Source organism: Magnetospirillum sulfuroxidans, assembly GCF_018224925.1.
Classification (GTDB): domain Bacteria; phylum Pseudomonadota; class Alphaproteobacteria; order Rhodospirillales; family Magnetospirillaceae; genus Magnetospirillum; species Magnetospirillum sulfuroxidans.
Genome location: NZ_JAGTUF010000024.1, coordinates 1 through 23135, shown reverse-complemented (window position 1 = coordinate 23135; position 23135 = coordinate 1). Strand labels below are relative to the sequence as shown.

General features: G+C 62.5%; 24 protein-coding genes. 9 read left to right on the top strand and 15 right to left on the bottom strand.

Annotated features, from left to right (window positions below; translation table 11 throughout):
• Window positions 1-8 precede the first annotated feature (8 nt).
• The 8 genes from KEC16_RS17360 to epmA all read right to left on the bottom strand — a co-directional run bounded on the left by KEC16_RS17360 (window position 9) and on the right by epmA (window position 9731).
• Window positions 9-1373, bottom strand: a complete 1365-nt coding sequence (locus KEC16_RS17360) for a GH1 family beta-glucosidase (protein ID WP_211551280.1) — start codon at window positions 1371-1373, stop codon at window positions 9-11.
• 55 nt (window positions 1374-1428) lie between these two features.
• Entirely contained in the window at window positions 1429-2265 is an 837-nt protein-coding gene (locus KEC16_RS17355; protein WP_211551278.1) for a hypothetical protein, read from the bottom strand.
• 91 nt (window positions 2266-2356) lie between these two features.
• A complete protein-coding gene (locus KEC16_RS17350) occupies window positions 2357-5311 on the bottom strand; it encodes a PAS domain S-box protein (protein WP_249209288.1) in 2955 nt (984 codons plus the stop codon).
• 68 nt (window positions 5312-5379) lie between these two features.
• On the bottom strand, window positions 5380-5904 hold the full coding sequence (locus KEC16_RS17345) for an adenine phosphoribosyltransferase (RefSeq protein ID WP_211551276.1): 525 nt from the start codon (window positions 5902-5904) through the stop codon (window positions 5380-5382).
• A gap of 68 nt (window positions 5905-5972) precedes the next feature.
• A complete protein-coding gene (locus tag KEC16_RS17340) occupies window positions 5973-6956 on the bottom strand; it encodes a glycosyltransferase family 9 protein (protein WP_346344125.1) in 984 nt (327 codons plus the stop codon).
• The gene (gene gmk / locus KEC16_RS17335; protein WP_211551274.1) at window positions 6953-7603 is read right to left on the bottom strand and encodes a guanylate kinase; all 651 of its coding nucleotides are present in this window, start codon (window positions 7601-7603) and stop codon (window positions 6953-6955) included. Before gmk ends, KEC16_RS17340 begins: the two co-directional genes overlap by 4 nt.
• 13 nt (window positions 7604-7616) lie before the next feature.
• Window positions 7617-8513 (bottom strand): YicC/YloC family endoribonuclease, encoded by an 897-nt coding sequence (locus tag KEC16_RS17330; protein WP_211551272.1) that lies wholly within the window; start codon window positions 8511-8513, stop codon window positions 7617-7619.
• 162 nt (window positions 8514-8675) lie between these two features.
• The gene (gene epmA, locus KEC16_RS17325) at window positions 8676-9731 is read right to left on the bottom strand and encodes an EF-P lysine aminoacylase EpmA (protein ID WP_211551270.1); all 1056 of its coding nucleotides are present in this window, start codon (window positions 9729-9731) and stop codon (window positions 8676-8678) included.
• A 57-nt stretch (window positions 9732-9788) separates the two neighbouring features.
• Between epmA and KEC16_RS17320 the strand changes: the two genes are divergently transcribed.
• Entirely contained in the window at window positions 9789-10850 is a 1062-nt protein-coding gene (locus KEC16_RS17320; RefSeq protein WP_211551268.1) for a lysine-2,3-aminomutase-like protein, read from the top strand.
• Here KEC16_RS17320 and KEC16_RS17315 read toward each other — a convergent pair.
• The 3 genes from KEC16_RS17315 to KEC16_RS17305 are packed head-to-tail and all read right to left on the bottom strand — an operon-like array spanning window position 10847 to window position 13812.
• Window positions 10847-11149 carry an AtuA-related protein gene (locus tag KEC16_RS17315; protein ID WP_428846068.1) on the bottom strand — a complete coding sequence of 101 codons (303 nt, stop codon included), beginning with the start codon at window positions 11147-11149 and terminating at the stop codon, window positions 10847-10849. The two genes, KEC16_RS17320 and KEC16_RS17315, sit on opposite strands and share 4 nt — an antisense overlap.
• 1 nt (window position 11150) lies before the next feature.
• Window positions 11151-12485, bottom strand: coding sequence for an acyclic terpene utilization AtuA family protein (locus KEC16_RS17310; protein ID WP_211551266.1), 1335 nt, complete (start codon window positions 12483-12485; stop codon window positions 11151-11153).
• A gap of 13 nt (window positions 12486-12498) precedes the next feature.
• Window positions 12499-13812 (bottom strand): CitMHS family transporter, encoded by a 1314-nt coding sequence (locus tag KEC16_RS17305; RefSeq protein ID WP_211551263.1) that lies wholly within the window; start codon window positions 13810-13812, stop codon window positions 12499-12501.
• A gap of 178 nt (window positions 13813-13990) precedes the next feature.
• Here KEC16_RS17305 and KEC16_RS17300 point away from each other — a divergent pair, with 178 nt between their 5' ends.
• Window positions 13991-14896 carry a LysR family transcriptional regulator gene (locus tag KEC16_RS17300; protein WP_211551261.1) on the top strand — a complete coding sequence of 302 codons (906 nt, stop codon included), beginning with the start codon at window positions 13991-13993 and terminating at the stop codon, window positions 14894-14896.
• A gap of 2 nt (window positions 14897-14898) precedes the next feature.
• On the opposite strand, the gene KEC16_RS17295 is transcribed toward KEC16_RS17300, so the two are convergent.
• Entirely contained in the window at window positions 14899-15363 is a 465-nt protein-coding gene (locus KEC16_RS17295) for a hypothetical protein (protein WP_211551259.1), read from the bottom strand.
• Window positions 15364-15545: 182 nt separating this feature from the next.
• On the opposite strand from KEC16_RS17295, the gene efp reads away from it, so the two are divergent.
• The 5 genes from efp (at window position 15546) to KEC16_RS17270 (ending at window position 20414) form a co-directional block, all read left to right on the top strand.
• A complete protein-coding gene (gene efp / locus KEC16_RS17290) occupies window positions 15546-16109 on the top strand; it encodes an elongation factor P (protein ID WP_211551257.1) in 564 nt (187 codons plus the stop codon).
• Window positions 16110-16187: 78 nt separating this feature from the next.
• Window positions 16188-16985: an inositol monophosphatase family protein gene (locus KEC16_RS17285; protein WP_211551255.1), complete on the top strand. Its 798-nt coding sequence runs from the start codon at window positions 16188-16190 to the stop codon at window positions 16983-16985.
• 151 nt (window positions 16986-17136) lie between these two features.
• Window positions 17137-18207 carry an OmpA family protein gene (locus KEC16_RS17280; RefSeq protein ID WP_249209287.1) on the top strand — a complete coding sequence of 357 codons (1071 nt, stop codon included), beginning with the start codon at window positions 17137-17139 and terminating at the stop codon, window positions 18205-18207.
• 90 nt (window positions 18208-18297) lie between these two features.
• Window positions 18298-19452, top strand: coding sequence for a flagellar motor protein MotA (locus KEC16_RS17275; RefSeq protein ID WP_211551253.1), 1155 nt, complete (start codon window positions 18298-18300; stop codon window positions 19450-19452).
• Between the two features lie 2 nt (window positions 19453-19454).
• A complete protein-coding gene (locus tag KEC16_RS17270; protein ID WP_211551251.1) occupies window positions 19455-20414 on the top strand; it encodes a peptidoglycan -binding protein in 960 nt (319 codons plus the stop codon).
• A gap of 7 nt (window positions 20415-20421) precedes the next feature.
• Here the strand turns inward: KEC16_RS17270 and KEC16_RS17265 are convergent, their stop codons facing one another.
• Genes KEC16_RS17265 through KEC16_RS17255 form a run of 3 tightly spaced genes read right to left on the bottom strand, consistent with a single transcriptional unit; the run spans window position 20422 to window position 21967 of the window.
• Complete coding sequence (locus tag KEC16_RS17265) at window positions 20422-21186, bottom strand: SDR family NAD(P)-dependent oxidoreductase (RefSeq protein WP_211551249.1); 765 nt, start codon at window positions 21184-21186, stop codon at window positions 20422-20424.
• Complete coding sequence (locus KEC16_RS17260; RefSeq protein WP_211551247.1) at window positions 21183-21527, bottom strand: HepT-like ribonuclease domain-containing protein; 345 nt, start codon at window positions 21525-21527, stop codon at window positions 21183-21185. Before KEC16_RS17260 ends, KEC16_RS17265 begins: the two co-directional genes overlap by 4 nt.
• Window positions 21524-21967, bottom strand: coding sequence for a nucleotidyltransferase family protein (locus tag KEC16_RS17255; protein WP_211551245.1), 444 nt, complete (start codon window positions 21965-21967; stop codon window positions 21524-21526). Before KEC16_RS17255 ends, KEC16_RS17260 begins: the two co-directional genes overlap by 4 nt.
• Before the next feature lie 258 nt (window positions 21968-22225).
• On the opposite strand from KEC16_RS17255, the gene KEC16_RS17250 reads away from it, so the two are divergent.
• Window positions 22226-22648, top strand: a complete 423-nt coding sequence (locus KEC16_RS17250; RefSeq protein ID WP_211551243.1) for a mechanosensitive ion channel family protein — start codon at window positions 22226-22228, stop codon at window positions 22646-22648.
• A 90-nt stretch (window positions 22649-22738) separates the two neighbouring features.
• Entirely contained in the window at window positions 22739-23059 is a 321-nt protein-coding gene (locus tag KEC16_RS17245; protein WP_211551241.1) for a hypothetical protein, read from the top strand.
• Window positions 23060-23135: the final 76 nt, after the last annotated feature.

The following is a 23135-nucleotide window of genomic DNA, read 5'->3' as shown; positions in this document are numbered from 1 at the left end:
GCACCCCCCTATCCCCGATTGTCCTTGATGGTCTGGGCGTACCAGTCGAACGAGGCCTTGGGGGTACGGGTTCCGGTGGGGAAATCGACGCGGATGATGCCGAAACGGTTGCCGTAACCCGAGCCCCATTCGAAATTGTCGAGCAGCGACCAGATGAAATAGCCGCGAATATCGGCCCCTTTCTCGATGGCCGTGCTCATTGCCGCCGTGTACAGCTTCAGGTACGAAATCCGATAGAAATCATCGACTCGCCCGGCCGCATCGGCGAATTCCTTGTCGTCGTCGCGACCACAGCCGTTTTCGGTGATATAGATGGGCAGGCCATAGCGGCCGTGGGTTTCCAGCAATTGGTCGGTGAAGGCCTCGGGGAAGATTTCCCAGCCGATTTCCGGGTGAGCTTCGGCCACCTTGACGTCGGCCCAGGCAAAGCCCAGTTGGGAATTGGGATCATCCTTGGCCCAGATCGGGCCGTAATGATTCATCCCCACCCAATCCAGACGCCGGCAGATGCGCGCCATGTCGCCGGCAACGACATAGGGTTCGAATTGATCGGCCACATTGGCCGGATAATGCCCCAGGATATGGGGGTCCGCATAGACCCGGTTCCAATGAGCGTCCAAGATGTCGGCGGCGCGCCGGTCGGCGGCCGAGGTCTCGTCCGCCGGATGGATGGGTTGCAGATTATAGACGCAGCCCACCGACGCTTCGGGAATCCAGTGACGGATGACATCCACCGCCGCCCCATGCGCCAAGTTGACATGGTGGCAGGCGGGGAAATAGGCGGCACGGTCTTCGGCGGCGGGGGCGCACCAGTTCATGGCATAGCCGAACAAGGTGCAGACATTGGGTTCGTTGAAGGTGGCGAAATGCTTGACCCGGTCGCCGAAGCGTCGCACCACCAAAGTGGAATAATCGGCGAACCAGCCGACGACATCGCGGTTGGTCCAGCCGCCCAATTCGTGCAGCCGCTGCGGCAAGTCCCAGTGATACAGACACAGCCACGGCGTGATCTTTGCCTCAAGCACCGTGTCGATCAGGCGGTCGTAGAAATCCAGGCCCTTGTCGTTGACGGCGCCGCGCCCGCGCGGCAGCACCCGTGGCCACGATACCGAAAAGCGATAGGCGTCGATGCCCAGCTTCTTCATCAGCGCCACGTCTTCGCCGTAGCGGTGATAATGATCGCAGGCAACGTCGCCGGTATCGCCGTTGGCGGTGCGGCCCTTGGTGCGGGAATGGATGTCCCAAATACTGGGGCCACGGCCATCCTCGGCGGCGGCGCCTTCGATCTGATAGGCCGAGGTTGAACCGCCCCAGACGAAGTCAGGACGAACACCCAGTGGCAGCGGCTTTTTCTTCGACTTTTCCTTGGCCATGACTTGCCTCCCGACCTGACTGATTTTTTTCAGTCTACGCCGGTCGGCAAAACCGTCAACGCTGGAGGGCGCGTAACGACAAGATCACCTTATCCAGACCTCGGAATGCCGCCGCCATTTCCACATGGGCTTCGCGCATGGCCCCGGCATCCGGGCAGGGATGCCCGCCCAGACGGTTGGCCTGCAACATGCGTACGGCGGCGGCCATGCTTTGGCCTTTGACGAAATCGGCAACGCGCTGAACCGCGGCATAATGGACCGAGACATTGGCGGCCAATGGCGGCGCCAGCAAGAACAGCGACCCTTGTGCGGCGCGAAAGGCACAATCAATGCCGGCCATGGAAATCACCGCTGAAACAAAGGATACCCCGGCATCGACGTTGGGCGGCAGCGGCACCGCGTCAAAGGCCAGACGCCGGGTTTCCATTTCCACGGCCAAGCTGGCGGCGACAGAGCGGCGGCGTTCGTTCAATTCGGCCCGGCGCATGGATCGTGCCGCCACCACCCCCAGCAACCCCGACAGCATGGCGCCGGCCACCAGCAACAGGGCCACGGCCCAGGCCGGAATCACCGGCATCAAGGATGGCTGCTCGGCCGGGGCGTGCGCCACAAGCGGAGCCGCTGGCGGCGGCATCGTCGCCAGCGGGGGAGCGATGGGGGGGCGAGCGGGAGCGGCGGGAACAACCGGTATTATCGCCGGCGCCGCTTCCTCGGGCTCGACCGGACGCAACGGTTGGAAATCGGGACGTTCATCCTCGACCACCGGCCGGTCCTCGGTCGCTGCGATCGGCGGCTTGTCTTGGATGGGTGCCGTCAGCGGCGTCGGCGCTTGGGCCCAGACCGGAGCGGCAATCAGCAGGAACGCCAAGGTCAGCAATCGGGACGGCGACATGAACGTTTCCCATCGGCAACTGGTTACTGGCCGCGACCATACCCGAAGCGGCAGCGCAGCGAAACAACACCATCGGGATAAGGCGGCAAAATCATCCGCGCCGCCAGCTTTCGTCGGCTTCCCCATTTTCCGGGGAACGTTCGCCCATCACCCGTTCGGGGGGGAAGACCACGGTCACCGTGGTCCCCTGATCGGGAATGGAATCCAACGTCAGCGAGCCGCCATGAGCCAGCACCAGGGCCTTGGTCAGCGGCAGCCCCAAACCGGTCCCTTCGTATTTGCGCGACAGCCGGGTGTCGGCTTGGACAAAGGGTTCCATCACCCGGCTCAGATCCTCGGACGACATGCCGATGCCGGAATCGGCCACGTGGATGACCATGCCTTGGGGTTCGACCCGCGCGGTCACGCGGACGGTGCCGCCCTCTTCGGTGAATTTCACCGCGTTGGACAACAAATTGAGCAAGATCTGACGGATGCGGCGTTCGTCGGCGCGCAAAAAGGCCAAATGATCGGGCAAATCGGTCAGCAGGATCACACCATTGGTGCTCGCCCGCTTTTCCATCATCCGCAGACTGGCCTTGATTAACGCCGCCATATCGACCGGGGAATCGACCAGATCGGTCATGCCGGCCTCGGCCTTGGACATATCCAAGATATCGTTGATCAGTTCCAGCAAATGCATGCCGCTTTCATGCACGTCATCCACATAGGAACAATAGGCCGGCGGCTGCACCGGGCCGAAAATCTCGTGCTTCATCAACTCGGAAAAGCCGATGATGGCGTTGAGCGGGGTGCGCAATTCGTGGCTGATATTGGCCAGGAACGTCGCCTTGGCCCGGTTGCCGCGTTCAGCCGCGTCTTTGGCCTCGCGCAGTGTCGCCTCGACCTTCTTGCGGTCGGTGATGTCGGTAAAGGTCAAGATCAGGCCTCCGCCGGGCATGGCGGTCGAGCGGACCTCTAAGACCCAGCCGTTCGGCCGGGCATGTTCGAAGACGCGCAGCGGGTTGCGGCGCAGCCGTTCCAGACGGCGGCGCACCTTGGTCATCATCGCCCCCGAACGGCCGAACTCGCCTTGAACGGCCAAGTACAGCAGCAACCCTTCCAGGGTGGACATCTCGGTTTCGATATCGTTTTCCGACAAATCCAGCAATTGCCGGGCCTGCGTGTTCAACGCCACCAGCCGTTCGTCACCGTCGAACACCGCCACGCCCTGGCCCATGTTGTCGATGATCGCCTGACGCAGCGCCGATTGAGTGGCCAGTTCCTGCTCGTGCCGCTTCAGCGGCGTGATGTCGGCGGCGGTTCCGCGATAGCCAAAGAACTTGCCTTCGGGATCAAAAGCCGGCCGGCCGGCCATTTCGACGAATTTAATGGCGCCGTTGGTCATGCGATGGATGAAAATAAAACCACGGAACGGACGACGCGCCCGGATCAGGCTTTGCTGGACCTCCCAATCGCGCGGGTCTTCGCATGATGAAGCCAGATCGGTGAAGGACCGACCGATAAAATAGCCCGGCCCCACCCCCAGCACCTGACGCACCCGCCCGGAAACAAAGGTGAAGCGCAGATCCGCATCCAGTTCCCAAAACCAATCCGATGCCGATTCGGCCAGATCGCGGAAGCGTTGTTCGCTTTCAACCAGGGCGTCTTCCACCCGCTTGCGGTCGGTGATGTCGCGCACCACCCCGATATAGGTCACCAATCCGCCTTGGTTCATGCGGGTGACGGCCAATTCCAGCGGAAACACGGCGCCATCCTTGCGCTGTCCCTTGACTTGCCGACCGATGCCGATGACCCGCGCTTCGCCGGTTTCGGCATAGCGGCGCAAGTAATCGTCATGTTCGGACCGATAGGGATCGGGCATCAGCATGTTGACGTTACGGCCGACCACCTCGTCGGCGCCAAAGCCGAAAATACGTTCGGCGGCGGCATTAAAAGACAAAATGGTCGCGCTGTCGTCGATGGTGACAATACCGTCGACCACGGTATTCATGATGCCGCGCAGCCAGGCCAAGCTGTCATGCAGCGACGTGTTCATCTGCCGCCGGCCGGTGACATCGCGCAAGATGCGCAGATGGCCGCCATCGGCGGTGGGATAGACGTTGATCGACACCCAGCGGCCATCGAACAATTCGGCCTCGCAGCCTTGCACGGATGGCAGCGCATGGTCGGCCAGCTTGCCAGAACGCACGATTTCGCATTCCTGGCGCACCACGCCGCGTTCGAATTCGGCATCGATGATTTCTTGGAACAGACGGCCGGGCTTGATCACTTCGGCCACCGGGGCCATGAACTGACGATACAGGTCGTTGGCGGTGACCAGACGATCCCGCGAATCGAACAAGGCAACGCCATCTTGAACACTGGACAAGGCGTCGGCCAGGCGACTTTGCAACAAATTAGCCCGTTGCCCTTCGCTTTCCGCCACCGCTTGCTGACGGATCAGAACCTCTAAAAGCAAGGCCAAGGCCATCAGCACTGACAGCACTTGGGTGGCAAACAGGCCCCAGACGGTCAAGGTGTGGTCGAAATGCAAAACCGGCGAGGCCAACAGGACAAGGCCATTCAGGCCGAAAGCCACCGCCGCCAAGGCATTGGGGCCGTGATGGCCGCCCCGCAGCCGGGACGAGCGGAAATACCACGCCGCCAGTAATAACGGCCCGCCGCCAATGCCGAAAACCGGCAAATCCTGGGGAAGCAGCCCGTTGGCTCGCCCCAAATGGACCAGCACCGCCCAAGCCGCCGCCACCTGGAGACCACCGATCAGCAGACCGCCGGAAATCGGCCGCCCCCCGAAGGATATGGCCCCGCAAAGCGACAAGCCGGCGGACAAGGCGTGCAGCAGATCGGACAAATCGGCCAGAAGGACCGTTCCCCCTGGCAGCAGCAGCAGCGAGCGGCTGGCGGCTTCCAGCAGAAACGCCCCGGCCCACCACCCATAAGCCTTGGGAGCACTGGGCAGGGTCCAACCATACAGGGTGGAGGCGGCAAGAACCGTCGCCCCCATTACCGCCCCCAAAAGAGCTGCCTGCAACGTGAAGTCCATAATTGCGGCGACTTCCTTAAAATCCCCCGCCACCCGGCGGGCCGGCAGGCAGCAATCCGGTTCAGACCTTATTCGTCGTAAGACGCCAAGGTCGAACAAGGAACCTGCATGTCGGCAAGACGTTGCCGTCCAGGCAGGAAATTCAGCTCAAGGATGGCTGCCGCCCCGGTAACATGACCGCCAACCTGGCGCAGCAACTCGATGCCGGCGCACATGGTGCCGCCGGTCGCCAGAAGATCGTCCAAGATGACCACGCGTTGGCCCGGCTGAATGGCGTCTTCTTGAATTTCAATGGTATCGGTGCCGTATTCCAAAGCGTATTCGTGGCGGATGGTCTTGCCCGGCAGCTTGCCCTTCTTGCGCAGCATGACAAAGCCACAGCCCAGCTTCAAAGCCAGCGGCGCCGCCACCAGAAAACCACGCGATTCGACGCCGGCCAGCACATCGGGCTGAAACTTGCGCACGTCATTGGCCAGCCGGGCCAACGCCACCGACCACGCATCGGGATGGGCCAATAAGGTGGAAATGTCATAGAACAGAATGCCGGGCTTGGGGAAATCCGGAATACCGCGAATATGGTCCTTGATGTTCATTGGCCTATTTCCCATGGCAAGCTGTCGATAGGTTGACGTTGAAAAGGTAATCCCTAAACCTTCCAGGGTCAAAGTGGCAACACGCCGGTCAGCGCATTCTCAACCGCTTCGACGGGAATAACATCCATGCTGTCGCCGCCGTGATCCTGAGCCCGGATCACCTTTGTCTTTAACCCGGCCGGGGCAAATTTCGCCGCCGGCGTCGGCCCGAACAAGGACAATAACGGCACATCGGCGGCGGCCAGCATGTGACCGGCGCCGGAATCATTGGCGATGGCGGCGGCCATGCGTCGGCCCAGGGCGATGGTCAAGAGCGGCGTCACCTGTTCCGCCGCCTGCAACGGCAACAAGGCGGCCGGCACGGCGGCGGCGATAGGCGCGGCCCATTCGGCCTCGCCCGGTCCCAGCAGGAACACCGGCACGCGGCCGTGCCCGGCTTGCGCCGTGGCCACGGCGATGAAGCGGTCCAGCGGCCAACATTTATGACGGCCGCCGGCTCCGGGGGCGAACCCCACGTAAACCGGCCCCGGCGGCAGCAAGGCGGCGGCGGCGGCTTGGGTGGCGGGATCGATGCTTACGGCGGCGGCCTCCGCCACCGCGCCGCCCTTGGCCAGGCGGACAAGGTCCAGTAATTGCCCCACCATGGCGGCCGGGCGCCGATGGCCTGGACTGGGGCGGATGGTGGACAACCAAAAGCCGGCGGCGGCGGAAATGAAATTGCCGTGGCCGATGCGCCGCACGATCAGGCTGGTCAGCACCCGCCTTTGCGTATCGATGATCAGATCGAAGCGCCGGCCATACAGGGGGGGACGGCCGAATAATTCGACCACCCGGCTGCCCACCTGGGCGTCATCGATCACTTCATCCACCAGCCCGGCCACCACCGGGGCCAGCACCCCGGCATAGACGCTATGGCCCTTGCCGGCCATCCAGGTGATCCGGGCGGCGGGAAACGCGGCGCGCAAGGCGCGGATAAAGGGCAGCTTCATCAGCCCGTCGCCAACAGCGTCAAGGCCGACATAAACCAAGATGGAAGCCGGAGGAGCGATCACTGCCCCCTCAACGCATTGACAAAGGCGGCCATGCCGACCTGACGGTTGCGCTTCAACCGTTCGGAATCAAGGATGGACTGAACGCGGGCGATGGAACGGTCCACCTCGGCGTTCAGCACGATGTACTCGTATTCGAACCAATGGCTCATTTCGTCGCCGGCCTTGGCCATGCGCTTGGCCACCACCTCGGCGCTGTCTTGGGCGCGGGTGTGCAGACGGCGCTCCAATTCGGCCAATGACGGCGGCAAGATGAAGACCGTGACCAGGTCGTCACGGGCGTTCTGCCCCAATTGCTGAGTGCCCTGCCAGTCGATATCAAACAAGACGTCGCGGCCCGAGGCCAGGGCATCCTCGACCGGCTGTTTGGGGGTGCCGTAATAATTATCGAACACCTTGGCGTGTTCGAGAAACTGACCGGCGCCGACCATCTGCTGGAAGGTCGCGACACTGACGAAATGATAATCCTTGCCGTCCACTTCGCCCGGACGGGGCGAGCGGGTGGTGGCCGACACCGACATGGCGATGTCGGGGTCGCGCTCCAGCACGGCGCGGGCGATGGTGCTTTTTCCGGCGCCCGACGGCGACGACAGCACCAGCATCAAGCCGCGACGTTGGACATTGGGGAGATTAGCGGGCGGATGGGTCATGATGGCGGCTCGTCTATTCGATGTTTTGCACTTGCTCGCGGAACTGGTCGATCACCGCTTTAAGGTCCAGGCCGATGCGAGTCAATTCCACGTCCGCGGATTTCGAGCACAAGGTATTGGCCTCGCGGTTGAATTCCTGCGACAGGAAATCCAGCTTGCGGCCAACGGCGGCGTCGCCGCCGATCAGGTCGCGGGCAGCCCCGACATGGGCGCGCAGACGATCCAATTCCTCGCGGATATCGGATTTGACGGCGATCAGCGCCACTTCCTGGGCGATCCGTTCCTCGGCCAGCGATGGGGCCGCTTCAAGGACGGCGGCCACCTGGGTGCGCAAACGCTCGCGCACCGCCTCGGGCCGCAATACGGCGCAGGCGCCGGCGCGTTCGGCCAACAGCCCGATTTCATCAAGTTGGGCCAGCAGCACCGCTTCAATGCGCGCGCCTTCGGCTTGGCGCATGGCGGTCAGCGCATCAAGGACATTTTCCAGATCGGCCTTCATGGCGGTTTCGCGCGCGGCGCGCACATCTTCGTCCACGCTGGAATCGGTACCGGCGGATTCCAGCACCCCCTTGATTGCCAGCAAGCCGTCCCAGCGGGCCGGAGCGATGTTTTGGTGGCTTGGCCCCAATTCATCCACCAAGGTCACCAATTGGTTCAGCAAAGCGGTGTTGACCCGCAATTCCGGGCCGGCGGCGGTGTTGGTCAAGGTCAGCGACAATTGCACATTGCCGCGCTTGAGCTTGCGCGTCACCGCTTCCCGCGCGGCCACCTCCAAGGCGTCATGGCCATAGGGCAGCCGGCACCGCACATCCAGCCCCTTGCCGTTGACGCTTTTCGCCTCCCACAGCCACGAGGACAGGGAATCACGCCCTTCGGCGCGGGCATAGCCGGTCATGCTGGCAATCGTCACGGGCGCAAACCTCCACTGGGCAAAGTCGGGAAAGTTATAGCGGCGCCAGCGGCGCGCAACAACCTGGGACACGCGACATTATCACGGCGAACACGTTCAGCACGACGGATGGCGCCGCCGACCGCTCCGACGTCGCTTTTTCCGGGCACGTCCACGGACATTTCAGCCGGTTTTCTGTACGGGCAGCCAAAGCACCTGTTCCAGGCTGTCGGCGCCGCAGATCAGCATGACCAGACGGTCCAGGCCCAAGGCGTTGCCGGCGGCTTCCGGCATGCCATGCGCCAACGCGGCCAGGAAGTCGCGGTCAAGGGGATAGCGTTCGCCGTACAGGGCCTCTTTCATGTCCATATCGGCGATGAAGCGGCGTTCCTGTTCGCCGGCATCGGTCAGTTCGCCGAAGGCGTTGCATAATTCGACACCGCAGGCATAGGCCTCGAAGCGGTCGGCGACCCGATTGTCGGCGGGGTTGGGCCGGGCCAGCGCCGCCATGGAGAGCGGATAGGAATGCAAGATGGTTGGCGTCGCCATGCCCAGATGCGGCTCGATCCGGTCGAGGAGGATTTTAAAGAAAATGTCGTCCCACCGGTCGGTGGGCGAAACCGAGACGCCGATCCTGGTGGCTTCGGCCGCCAGCCGGGCGGTATCGGGGGCCCACGGATCGGGGGCGGTGGCGAGCACGTCGATGCCGCAATGGCGGTCAAAGGCTTGGGCGATGCTCAGGCGCTCCCAGGGGGCGAACGGGTCACAGAGGTGATTTGCCCGGCGCAGGGTTTGCTTGCCGGCGGCGCGGGTGCAGGCGCGGACCAGTTCCTCGGTGTCATCCATCATCTGATTGATGGCGCCGCCGGCCCGGTACCATTCCAGCATGGAAAATTCCGGGCTATGGGTGTCCGAGCGCTCGCCGTTGCGAAACACATGGGCGATCTGGAAAATCCGCTCCATTCCCGCCACCAGCAGCTTCTTCATGGCGAATTCCGGGCTGGTATGCAGATATAAGGTCTGATCAGGCTCCCCCCAGGGATCTTGCAAGGCGGTGGCGAAGGCCTTTAGGTGCGGTTCCAGCCCCGGCGATATTTGCAGGCAAGGCGTTTCCACCTCGGTGAAGTCCACCCGGTCGAAAAAAGCGCGCACTTCGCGCAAGATCAGACCACGTTGGCGCAGGAAGGGCGCGCGCTCGGCCAATGCTTGGGGATGCCAGGACTCTTTGCCTGTGGACATGAAAACCTCTATGAACGCCGATCGGTCCGCATTGCTTCATGACACGGATGGACACGGATGAACATTGATAAAGGCGTCGCCGGCCACATCACGCGGTCGCTGCGTCGGGTTGATGACCTGATCGAGGCGGGGCTGGCGACGCAAGAGCAGCGGCCGGCGCTGGAGGCGCTGGCGCATTGCAGCGTCATCGCCATCACTCCGGCGGTGGTTGAACTGATCAATGGCGCCGACCCGGCCGACCCCATCGCCCGTCAATATGTCCCGAACGCCGCCGAATTGCAGGTGGCGGCCGAGGAATTGGCCGATCCCATCGGCGACGACGCCTATTCGCCGGTCAAGGGAATCGTGCACCGCTATCCCGATCGCGCCTTGTTGAAGCCGATCCTGGTCTGCCCGGTCTATTGCCGGTTCTGCTTCCGCCGCGAAGCGGTGGGGGATGCCGACGGCACCCTGAGCCCGGCGGAACTCGACGCCGCCTTCGCCTATCTGGCCGGACGCCCGGAACTGCGCGAAATCATTGTCACCGGCGGTGACCCGCTGATGCTCAATGCTCCCCGGCTGGCCGATCTGGTCGCCCGTGTTTCCGCCCTGCCGCATATCGAGGTGCTGCGCTTCCATAGTCGAGTGCCGGTCGCCGATCCCGAGCGGGTGACCGCCGTCTTGGCCGCCGCCTTGGGCTCTCCCGACAGTTTGGCGGTATGGGTGTCGGTGCACGTCAATCATCCGCGTGAATTGTCGGCGCCGGCGCGCGCCGCCCTGAAGCGTCTCGCCGATGCCGGGGTGCCGCTGATCTCGCAAAGTGTGTTGCTGAAAGGGGTCAACGATGACCCGGCGATCCTGGAGGAGCTGTTTCGCGCCCTGATTCGCAATCGGGTGCGGCCTTATTATCTGCATCACCCCGATCTGACCCGGGGCACCAGTCATTTCCGCCCGAGCATCGCCGAAGGCCAAGCGATCATGCGGGCGTTGCGTGGTCGGCTGAGCGGCATCGCCCAACCGACTTACGTGCTCGATATTCCCGGCGGCGCCGGCAAGGTGCCGCTGGGGCCGGATTGGTGGGATGACGAACGGGGCGAAGTCACCGACTGGCGCGGCCGCCGTCATCCCTATCCGGGTTAAATCTCCAGCGCCAGCAAGGCCGAGCCCAAGGTCTTGCCGTGGGCGTCCAGGGCCAGCGAGCGGGTGACGCCGCCGCCCAAGGCCCCATGCAGGACGAAGTTGAGAGCGCAGACATTGGGCATCTCATAGCGTTCCACCGGGCCGGCGATGATGCCGGCGAAGTGTTGGAACACCCGTTCGGGGGTGATTTCGCGCTGTAATAAGGCGTAATCCTCGGGCCGATAGGCGATCACCGAGATGTTCGAGGTGTTGCCCTTGTCGCCGGTGCGGGCGTGGGCGATATCGCGCAGTTTCATCATCTCAGCCCTCCAGCAGGGTGACGGTGGTTTCCACCAAGTGACGCGGAATCAGGGTGGAATCCATGGCCACGATTTCCTTGACCGCCTTGGTGGCGCCGCCACCGCCGGCCGGGCCGTTGGTGTAAAGGGTTTCGACCTCGTTGGCGACCAGCACGGCGTCCGATTGGGTGCGGGTACGGGCGGCGACGCGAACCCTGACCTCGGCCGGCTCGCCCGCCGGCAAGGTGGCGCCATAAAGCGAATCGACGCCAATCAGATCGAAGCGTACTTCCTCGGTGGGAACTCCAACCAATTTCAGCCGTTCGGCAACGATGTCCAGGGCCAGCCGGCCGCGGGCGACGGCGCCGGGACCGCCATAGGAAATTTGGCCTTCGCCATGGAAGCCGTCGAGATAGCCGACTGACACTTTCAAGGTTTCGGGACGGGGGGCGCCATGACCGCCACTGACTTCGACGCGGTCGGGGCCGACTTGCCGCAGCCGCACCTTGGTGAAGTCGGCGGTGACGTCGGGGGTCAGATAGCGGCTGGGGTCGTGGATTTCATAAAGCAATTGTTCGGAACAGGTGGCGATGGTCACCGCGCCGCCGGAACCAGCGACCTTGGTGATGATCGCCGTCCCGCTTTCGTCCACCTCGGCGATGGGAAAGCCCAGACGGGCCAGATCGGCGACGTCCTTGACGCCGGGATCGGCGAAATAGCCGCCGGTGACTTGACCGGCGCATTCCATCAGATGGCCGATGACGATGCCTTGGCCCAGACGCGGCCAATCGTCGGCGGCCCAGCCGAATTCGTGGATCATCGGCGCCAGGAACAAGCTGGGATCGGCGACCCGGCCGCAGATCACCACTTCTGCGCCTTGGGCCAGGGCCTCGACCAAGGGGGTGGCCCCCAGATAGGCGTTGGCGGAGACGATGCTGTTTTCCATGGCGCGGGCGCCCTGGCCGCTTTCATCCAGGCGCAGATCGTCGGCGAGGATGCGGGCGCGGACGTCATCGCCGCCGATGACGGCGATGCGCAAGGCGGGCAAGCCCAACTCGGCGGCGATGCGGGCGACGTGGCGGGCGGCCGCCTCGGGATTGGCGGCGCCCATATTGGTGATGATGCGGACGTTATTTTGCCGACAGGCCGGCAGCACCGCCCGCATGCGGGCGGCAAGCAGGGGGTCGTAACCGAGCTGCGGGTCGCGCAGCTTGGCTTGTTGGGCGATGGCGATGGTGCGTTCGGCCAGACATTCGAATACGAGGTATTGAATGTCGCCTTTTTGTGCCAGTTCCACCGCCGGTTCGATGCGGTCGCCGGAATATCCGGCGCCGGTTCCGATGCGAATTTTCTTCATGATCTTCGTGCCTTTAGAACAGCGGGAACAGACCGGTGACGACGCAGACCACGGTCATGACCACCGAGGTTGCCCACAGCCACGGGAAGGTGAAACGCTGGTGGTCGCCCAGATCAAGCCCGCACAAGCCGATCAACAAGAAGGTGGCCGGGGTCAGCGGGCTGACCGGGAAGCCGGTGGTCATCTGGCCCATGATCGCCGCCTGACCGATAGCCACCGGGGCGACGCCCAGCGCCTTGCCGGCTTCGGCCAGCACCGGCAGGATGCCGAAATAAAAGGAATCGGGGTCGAACACGAAGCTCAGCGGCGCCGAGATCAGGGCCAGGGTCACCGGAATGAAGTGGCCCATGCCGGTGGGCAGGTGAGCGGCGGCGAAGCTGGCCATGGCGGTCAGCATCTTGGTGTCCTTCATGATGCCGCTGAACACGCCGGCGGCCAACAGGATCGACGCCATCATCAACGCCGCCTTGGCGTGGGCGTCGATACGCTCGCGCTGGGCCTTGGGATTGGGATAGTTGATCAAAAGCGCGGCGATGGTCCCCAGCATGAAACAGATCACCGGGGCGGCCACCTGGGTGATCATCAACGCCATGACCGCGATCACCAGGGCGATGTTGACCAGGACCAGACGGGGGCGGACCAAGGCCCTTTCCGCGTCGCTGGGTTCGGGGCGGGAATAGTTGCCGTCATAGCCCATGCCGGCGCCGGTCAGACCAAGACGCTTTTCCTCGCGCCGCCCCAGATACCAGGCGCTGGCGAAGACGAACAGCAGGCCGATGACCTGTGCCGGGATCACCGGCATGTAAAGCTCGCCGATGGACAATTGCAGCGACGACGACGCCCGTAAGGTCGGGCCGCCCCAGGGCAGCATGTTGGCGGTGCCGGCGGCCATGGCGACAACGCAGGCGAGGATACGCTTGTCCATCTTCAGGCGTTCGAATAACGGCAGCATGGCCGGGATGGTGACCAGGAAGGTGACCGCGCCCGAGCCGTCCAGGTGGACGATGGCGGCCAGCAAGGCGGCCCCCAGGGCAATGCGGCTGGGACGGGTGCCGACCATGCGCAAGATGCCGTCGATGATCGGGTCGAGCGTGCCGGCATCCTTGATGACGCCGAAGAAAACGATGGCGAAGCTGAACATGCCGACCACGGGGGCGATGCCCTTGATGCCGTTGAGGGCGAATTTACCGGTGTCAGCCACTGAAAACCCGGCCAGCAGGGCGGCAATAATGGGGATGACGATCAAGGCCGCCATCGGCGATATTTTCTTGCTGAGAATACCGGCAAGGACAAGGATTATGGTTAATAGACCGAAGAGGGCTACCATCGTTTCACTCCATTTATAGTTTTACTTATAAAGATGCATAAACATATTCGACAGGGATTTTGAGCGTAAAATCCGCAGCTTGAAGTTATGCTTCTTTATCTTTCTCGGATTACCCTCCATGCTATAAAATGCATTCCGACATGGGAAATCGGAAAAGCGGATCAGCTTATCGGTGGCGATGATGAACGTTTCGACCAAGCAATTACGGGCCTTCCTGGCGCTTAGCCAACACCGCAATTTCACCCGCGCGGCGGCCAGCATCTGCTTGTCGCAACCGGCGTTCAGCGCCTTGATCAACGGGTTGGAAGCGGAAATCGGTTTCCGCTTGTTCGATCGCGACACCCACCGGGTGCGGCCGACGCCCGACGGCGAATCCTTTGCCGCCATCGCCGCGCATTTGGTTGGCCTTTACGATTCCTCGGCGAAAGAGGTGGCGGCCATCGGCCGGGGGGAGCGGGGGCGGGTTTGCGTGGCGGCGCTGCCGTCGGTGGCGGTTAGTTGGCTGCCGTCGGTCTTGCCCGACTTTCGCGCCAACCATCCGCAGGTGCGGGTCGAATTGATCGATGCCTTGTCTGACCGTTGTCTTCAGGCCTTGGCCGATGGCGTCGCTGATTTCGCCATCACCGCGCCACGGGCGACGCCGCCCGACATGGCGTCGGAAAAACTATGCGAGGAAGCCTTTCATTTCGTCTGTCGCGACGATCACCCCCTGGCCGAGGAAGCGGCGATCCGTCTGGATCAGTTGGCCGGGATGACGCTGCTGAACTTCGCCGGCAATACCAGCATCGGCCAGTATCTGGGCAAGGTGCTGCCGGGACGGGTGTGTTTCGATAGCCTTGAAGTCGAGCAACTGACCACCATGATGGGGTTGGTGGCGGCGGGGGTCGGGGCCAGCATCGTGCCCGAACTGGCGCTTTACCAGTTCCGTCGTCCGGGCATCCGCATTATCGCCCTCGCCGATTTTCCGGTTCGCCGCGAAATTCACCTGATCACCCGGACGGATCGCACCTTGTCTTCGGCTGCCACCCGCCTGCGCGCCGCCATCGTCGATCATGCCGTCGCGGCAGAGGGAAGGGCGGCTTAGTCTTACTCAGCCGCTTGGCGGATGCCGCGGCTTTCCACCAATTCCATCACCCGCCGCAGATCATCGGGACGCTGATCGACGGCGACGCCGATCCAGCTGTCTTGGCGGCCGGCTTGGCGCAGGACTTCCAGCGATTCTTCTTCCGGGGCGTCGTCGATCCACAGGAAGTCCTTGGTCATGTCCATGGCCTCGACCTTGAAATCGGCCCAGACGGGGGTGGCGAAGGTTTTGATGATGGCGGTGATGCTGTCCCATTCCTCGCCGGGGCCGATGGCTTGGCGCAATACCGGCAGCAGTTTGTCGGCGCCGCCATGGCGGGTGCGCGAGGTCACCCAGGCGCAGTCAAAACCAGCGGCGGCCCATTCGAGGAAACGCAGCAGATTATTGGCCGGAGCGAAATCGCCACGCAGACGGGCGTGCCCCGACCGTCGCAGCAAGGTGCCATCGACGTCAAGATATAGGCGCATTGGGTTCTCCTCCCCGGAGAAGATATTTTCCCCGAGTTTACGCCGCTTGGCCGGATTTGTCCTTATGCAAGTTACGGGTATGGCGCCACGCCGTTTTTGGCGCATCGGTGCAATAGTTGCCATCCGTGGGGCAACCTGTTAGGTTCCGCGCCAATTTCCCGTTAGACCTTTGGATCGGTTCCATGAAAATCAACGCCAACTTGATTCGTGTCGGCAATATCATCGAGCACAACAACAAGCAGTGGTCCGTGCTCAAGACGCAGATCGTGCAGCCCGGCAAGGGCGGCGCCTTCATCACCGTCGAAATGCGCGATATCCGCACCGGCACCAAGACCAACGAACGCTGGCGGACCGCCGATACGGTGGAAAAGTGCAATGTCGAGGAAAAGGATTGCACCTTCTTGTTCGTTGATGGCGACGCCTTGACTTTCATGGACCAGGAAAACTTCGAACAGTTCAACCTGACCCGCGAAGTTCTGGGTGACGCCGCCGCCTTCTTGCAAGATGGCATGCAGGTCGCCGTTGATTTCATCGAAGGCTCGCCGGTTTCGGTCAGCCTGCCGGAAAAGGTGACCATGACCGTGGTCGAGGCCGATCCGGTGGTCAAGGGCCAAACCGCGTCGTCGTCCTATAAGCCGGCCAAGCTGGAAAACGGCTTGAAAATTCTGGTGCCGCCGTTCATCGCCGAAGGCGAAAAGATCATCGTCAATACCGGCGACTGTTCTTACGTCGAGCGCGCCAAGTAAAACCGCGCTGGTTTTCGCGCCGCTCCCTGGTTTATACCGGGGAGCGGTTTCGCGTTTCTAAGTTCAGGAGTTTCCGCCGTGATCGTTCGTTCCCCCATTCTTAATGTCATGATGGCCGCCGCCCGCAAGGCTGGACGCGGGATGGTGCGCGATTTCGGCGAGGTGGAAAAGCTGCAGGTGTCGAAAAAGGGGACCTCGGATTTCGTTTCCTCCGCCGATATCAAGGCGGAAAAGACCCTGCGCCAGGAATTGTCCAAGGCCCGCCCCGGCTTCGCCTTCCTGTTGGAAGAAGGCGGCGTGGTGACCGGTGACGACAAAAGCCATCGCTGGATCGTCGATCCCATCGATGGCACCACCAATTTCATCCACGGCATCCCCCATTTCGCCGTCTCCATTGGCCTGGAACGCGATGGCGAGATGATCGCCGGCGTCGTCTACGAGCCGATTTCCGATTCCATGTTCCATGCGGAAAAAGGGGCTGGCGCTTTCTTGAATGAATGGCGCTTGCGCGTCTCGGCGCGCCGCGATCTCAGCGAAGCGGTGCTGGCCACCGGTATTCCCCATCGCGGCCGTCCGGGCCAGCAACATTTCGTCAAGGAATTGGTCGCCGCCATGGAGCAAACCGCCGGCATCCGCCGCTTCGGTTCGGCTGCCCTGGATTTGGCCTATGTGGCCGCCGGCCGCTGCGAAGGCTATTGGGAAAGCGGCCTTAAGCCCTGGGATATCGCCGCAGGTATCGTCTTGGTCAAGGAAGCGGGCGGCTATGTCAGCGACTTCACCGGCCGGGCCTCCATGCTGGAAAGTGGCGACGTGGTTGCCGGCAATGACAAGCTGCACGTCAAACTGTTGGCCATGCTGCGAGAAGCACGCGGCTGATACTTGGAAATTAACTAATTCTTCAAATAATTCCCGTCGCGGCAATCCGGCAACGCGTGTTGCGATTTTGGCAACACACTGTTGTGGTGCGAGTCCGCATAGGTTAGTCTGTGCCACATCTATGTAAGGGCACAGCAGGGGTTATGAGTCCATGGCAAAGGCGACTTGGCGGGTTCTGGCGCTGACCGCGCTTCTGGGTGCCGTGGCGCCAGTGGCTTCGGCTCAGGTAATTATCGGTGGGTCGGGGGAAGCCGACGTGGTGGTGAACTGGTCGGTTTTAGACAATCTGGGCCGACAGCCCAGCTTGGCCGATATGATCAAGGGCGAGCTGCCCAATCATTCCCCGGCGCCGCTCCACTCCCCTGTCAATCGATCCGCCGCCACGGCGTCCGCGCCTCAGGGCATCGTCTACAAGCCCTATAAGCCGGCGACCAAGACGGTCGCCAAAGCCCCAGCCAAACCGGTGAAGACGGTGGCCGCGCCCAAGCCGGCCAAGGTGGCGCAAGTCCCGCCAGTGGCGGCGCCGGCGCCCAAGGCCGAAGTCAAGCCGGTCGCCACCATCAAGCCGGCGCTTCCGACCAAGCCCCAGATCGCCGAGATGGCGCCCGTGGCCGCCGCTCCGAATCCTGCCGCGATCCCCACCCCGGTGATTGCCGCCAAGGGGCCGCAGGTCAGCCTGCCGGAAGTCAAGGCCGAGGCGCCCAAGCCAGTCGAGCCGGCCAAGCCGGTTGAAATCGCCAAGCCGGCGGAAATCGCCGCACCGATGGAAGCGCCCAAGCCGGTTGCTCCGCCGATGGTTGCCGCCGCGCCGCGCCCGTTGTTGGCTCCGGTGCCGCCGGCGGTGCCGGTGATGCCGCCGCAGGTCGCATCCTTGCCGTCGTCGGACGTGCCGTCCCTGTCTGGTGGCAGCGACACCATTTCCCTGATCTTCGCCCCCGATGAAGCCAAGGTCGGCGATTCCGTCCGCTCTGATCTGGCGGCGCTGGTCAAGCGCCTGCAAAAGGATGAAGACCTTAATCTGCAATTGTTGGCCTATGCCGCTGGCGACGAGGCTTCGGCCTCGAAGGCCCGACGCTTGTCGCTGTCTCGCGCCCTTGAGGTTCGTAAATTCCTGATGGATAAGGGCGTGCGCTCGACCCGCATCGAAGTGCGGGCCTTGGGCAACAAGCAAGATGGCCGTGGCCCCGCTGACCGTGTCGATGCGGTGCTGGTTGGCCGTTGATCTGGCGGCCGGGATCACCGGCCGCGAAATCGCCATGATTAGCGTCAAGGATGGCAACGCCCCATCGTCCCCGATAGCCGAGGTGTGCGCATGACCCGACCCAGTCGTTATCTGGTTCGCATGATCCTGTTCCTGACAGCCGTTGCCGCCGTTGCCGCCTTTCTTGCGCCGGGACTGGAAAAGGCCTTTTTCGCCAATCCGGCGCTGAACGGCTTGATCTTGGGTGTTTTCCTGCTTGGGATCATCTTGAACTTCCGGCAAGTGCTGCTGCTTAAGCCCGAGGTGGAATGGCTGGAAAGCTGGATGCGGGGCCAGCCGGCGCCATCCGGTGGACGCCTGCGTCTGCTTGGCCCCATGGCCGGAATGCTGGGCGAACGTCAGGGCCGCATGAGTTTGTCAGCCATGGGGTTGCGCTCGGTGCTGGATTCCATTGGTTCGCGTCTGGACGAAAGCCGGGAATTGGCCCGCTATTTCGTCGGTCTGCTGATTTTCCTTGGTTTGCTCGGCACCTTTTGGGGGTTGTCGCACACGGTGGGGTCGGTGGGCGAAGTGATCGCCAGCCTTTCGGTGGGAGCGGACGCCGCGGCCGAAGCCTTTGATCGGATGAAATCCGGGCTCGAGGCGCCGTTGGCCGGCATGGGCACGGCCTTTTCCACTTCGCTGTTCGGATTGGCGGGCTCCTTGGTTCTGGGCTTTCTCGATTTGCAGGCCGGCCAAGCGCAAAATGCTTTTTACAACGAGTTAGAGGAATGGCTGGCGGGGCAAACCCGTCTTGGCTCGTCCAATTCCATGGCCGATGGCGATCAATCGGTGCCGGCCTATATCCGCGCTTTGCTGGAACAGACCGCCGACAGCCTGGATGGTTTGCAGCGCACCATCGCGCGGGGCGAGGAAAGCCGGATTTCCGCCAATTCCAATATCCAATCGCTGAACGACCGCCTGTCCACCCTGGCCGACCAGATGAAGGTCGAACAATCGTTGATGTTGAAGCTGGGCGAGGCGCAATTGGAAATGCGGCCGTTGCTGGCCCGGATCGCCGAGCACAGCGGCATCGGCGCGGTAGCCCCGGCCGCCGGCATGGACGAGGTCAGCCGTGGGCATTTGCGCAATCTGGATGTGACCATGAGCCGTCTGCTGGAAATCAGCGGGCGCAGTCATGATGAATTGGTGGGCGAGTTGCGGGCGCAATTCAAGCTGCTGGCCCGCACCATCGCCGCCTTGGCCGAGGATCAACCGGAGAACTGACCATGCCGCGCGGCCGCCGTCTCCGTCAAAATGTCGATATCTGGCCTGGCTTCGTCGATGCCATGGCGACGCTGTTGATGGTGCTGATCTTCGTCCTTTTGGTGTTCGTGCTGGCCCAGTTCTTCATGGGCAATGCCTTGACCGGCCGCGATCAGGCCTTGTCGCGCTTACATGCGGAAATGGCTTCGCTGGTCGAGCAATTGTCGCTGGAAAAGTCGAAATCCGCCGACGTCAAGGCCGACCTGACCCGCTTGCAGGATCGCCTGCAAGCGTCCCTGGCCGAGCGTGACAATCTGCTCACCTCCCTGGACGAAGAACGGCAATTGTCCGACAGCGCCCGTTCGCAGGCCGATCTGCTGAACCAGCAGATGCTCGCCATGCGCGAGCAATTGCAGCAACTGGCCGCGGCCTTGGACGTTTCGGAAAAATTGTCGGTGGAGCAAAAGGCGCAAATCGCCGATCTGGGGAAGCGGCTTAATGTCGCTTTGGCCGGTAAGGTCGAAGAATTGCAACGCTATCGCTCGGAATTTTTCGGGAAATTGCGCAAGGTTCTGGGCGAACGACAAGGGATTCGCATCGAAGGCGACCGCTTCGTCTTTCAATCGGAATTGCTGTTCGACAGCGCTTCGGCCGATCTGGGAGCCAGTGGCGAGCAACAGGTCCGGCAATTGGCCAAGACCTTGAATGAATTGGCCAAGGAAATTCCCAAAGAGCTTAATTGGGTGTTGCGTGTCGATGGTCACACCGACAAGCGACCGATCAAGTCCGATCGTTTCCCGTCCAATTGGGAATTATCGACGGCGCGCGCCATTACCGTCATTCGCACCCTGATCGATGCCGGCGTTCCCGCCGATCGTCTGGCGGCTGCCGGATTCGGTGAGTTCCAGCCCCTGGACAATGCCGGCACCGAAGCCGCCTTGGCGAAAAACCGTCGCATCGAAATCCGCTTCGATCAACGGTAAGGGGCGCTTATCCCTTATCCGGCATCTTGCGACCGATCCAGTCCATGAGCCGATCCGGAAGGGCGGCCCCCAACCAGGCACCGAAAGCCATGGGCCAGGGATAGGCGATGCGGCCACGATCATTGGCCAATCCCTTGACCATGATGCCGGCGGCCTTGGCGGCGTCCATCAGGAACGGCATCTTGAATGTGTTGACCGCCGTCATCCGGGTGGTGACGAAGCCGGGACAAATGACCGAAACACGAATGCCATGCGGGCGCAGATGACCGCGCAACCCTTCGCCCCAGGCTTTCACCGCCGCTTTCGAGGCGCAATAGGCCGGGGCTCCCGGCAGACCGCGATAGCCGGCGAGCGAGGCCATGATGGCGATTTGGCCATGGCGGCGCGGCCGCATGACGGCGATGGCGGGAAAGACGGTATTCATTACCCCGTCCAGATTGACGGCGAAGATGGCCCGCGTCTGTTCCTCGGACTCGCCGCCGCCGCCACTGCCGGCGGAAATGCCCGCATTGGCGATGACCAGATCCAGCGGGCGAAGGCTGTCGCATTCCTTGATCCAGGTGGCCATGGGGACAGCCTGGGTGACGTTGATGACCAAGGCGTGGACTTCGGCTTTTTTCGCCCGGCAGGCATCGGCGATGTCATGCAGGCGCTGGCGGTCGCGACCGGACAGGAACAAGGTAACGGTGGGGCCGGCATAGGCCAGGGCCAGGGCTGCGCCCAAGCCGGACGAAGCCCCGGTGATCAGGATGGCGCCAGGAGGACGGCTCATGCGCTTTCCGCCAACATGGCCTTGAGCGGCGCGACCAGAGGGGGCAGGTCGTTGCGGGCCGAAGCCAAAATGATTTCGGGATCAACCGAATGATATTCATGCACCAAGATATTGCGCATGTCGCCAATGCGCGACCACGGTAATTCCGGGTGACGGCGGATGACGTCAAAGGGGATGCGCTTGGACGCTTCACCCAGGATTTCAAGATTACGGATGACCGCGTCTTGGGTTCGGCTGTCGGCAACGAACTGGGCAATGCTCATCGCATCCACATACCGTTCGATGCGGTCGATGGCTTCCAGCATGTCCTCGACGCGCACGCGCCAGTCCTTTTGCGTCATGGTTCGCAAACCTCGTCGCCAAACACCGGCAGGCATTCGGCTAATATGCGCGCTTTCAGGCGCGGCTTGATGTTGTTGCGGGTGATCAGATCGACCGGACGGCCCAAGACGCCTTCAAGCGCGTGTTTCAGTTCGACATAGCGGAACAGGCCGCCGGGCTGACCGGGCAGGAAGTCGACCATCAGATCGACGTCCGACATGGGGCGCGCTTCGTCGCGCACGACAGATCCGAACAGCGATGCCCCCTTGACGCCAAAGCGGAGGAAGATGTCGGCATGAATGTGGAGGGCGGCGACCACTTCATCGCGGCTAATGGGGGAGCGCTGGCGGCTGATGCGGCTGGCATAGGATTTCAACGCTTCGACTTTATCGGCCGGAACACGGACGGTCACGTCGATCACATTGGGGCGGCCCCGGGCGGGGCGTCGGCGTTCACTCATGCCCACCAGCATAATCCCGCTTGAGGCGAGACAAAAGCCCCCTTGCCACTCCGCGTTAATGCCAGAAACGACAGCCTGGCGGTCGAATGGTATCGCAAATCGGCGGCGCAGGGGAATCAGGCGGCCATTGACAACTTGAAGGGGCTGGAGCGCGGTTGAAAGCGAAAAAAGCGGACGCCAAGCCCGCCATCTTCGATCCTAAGAAAGTACACTGGGAAACAGGTGGCCGTGGCGTTCCATGGTCATCTACACCGAGGAATGCCCAGCGAAGGTCATCACCTCCCTGAGACCTTGATCCCCAATTCCGCCTTCATCGAAAACAACGTCACCAATTGGACCTATTCCAACGCCAAGGTCCGTCGTTCGGTCAAGGTCGGGGTGGATTACCGAATCTCGTCATTGAAAACCCGCGATCTGCTACTGGGCATCGTCAGCCGCCACGGCCACGTCCTCGCCGATCCGCCGCCTCGGGTCTTGCTTGATGAATTCGGCGCCGACGCCCTGATCTTCAATATCCAGTATTGGATTGATTACGCCAGCGCCGCCGACGCCTCGCTGGTGGCCAGTGATTTGCGTTTCATGATCGAAACCGGTCTAACGGAAGCCGGCATCAGCATTCCGTTTCCCCAGCGCGTCATCCATATCGAGCAAAATGGCCCATCACCGCCGGGTCTGGTCTGAGATCAAGCAGACCTGCCGTGGCTTTTGCGCGGTTGCCCTATCGCCTAAACCCGGTCAAAGTGCCCATCTGATCGGCGCAGGAAGGATATAATGGACGGACCCGTGGTAAATCTGGCGGCCGAAAACATGGTCCGCCGCACCCCCGACCATATCGTCGCCATGGACGAGGCCGATCTGAACTATATCCGCGACAGCCTGACCGCTATCGACCAGGCGTTCGGCGTTGCCGCCCTGCCCGACATCCCGTTGCATCTGGTCCCGGCCCGCACCCTGATGCGCTGTCTGGTCGATCTGCGCACCGGCCTCAAGCCGCAAACCCAAGAACAAGGAATCATCCTTGGCCGGCTGGCCGGCGCCATTCTGCGCTTGGACACCGCTGTCGCCTTCGACCGCGCCCGCCGCAAACAATAAAAAGGGCGCGGCTTTCGCCGCGCCCCCTTGTTTCCAGCAATCCGCCCGGCTTAGGCCGTGATGCCCTAAATGTGCA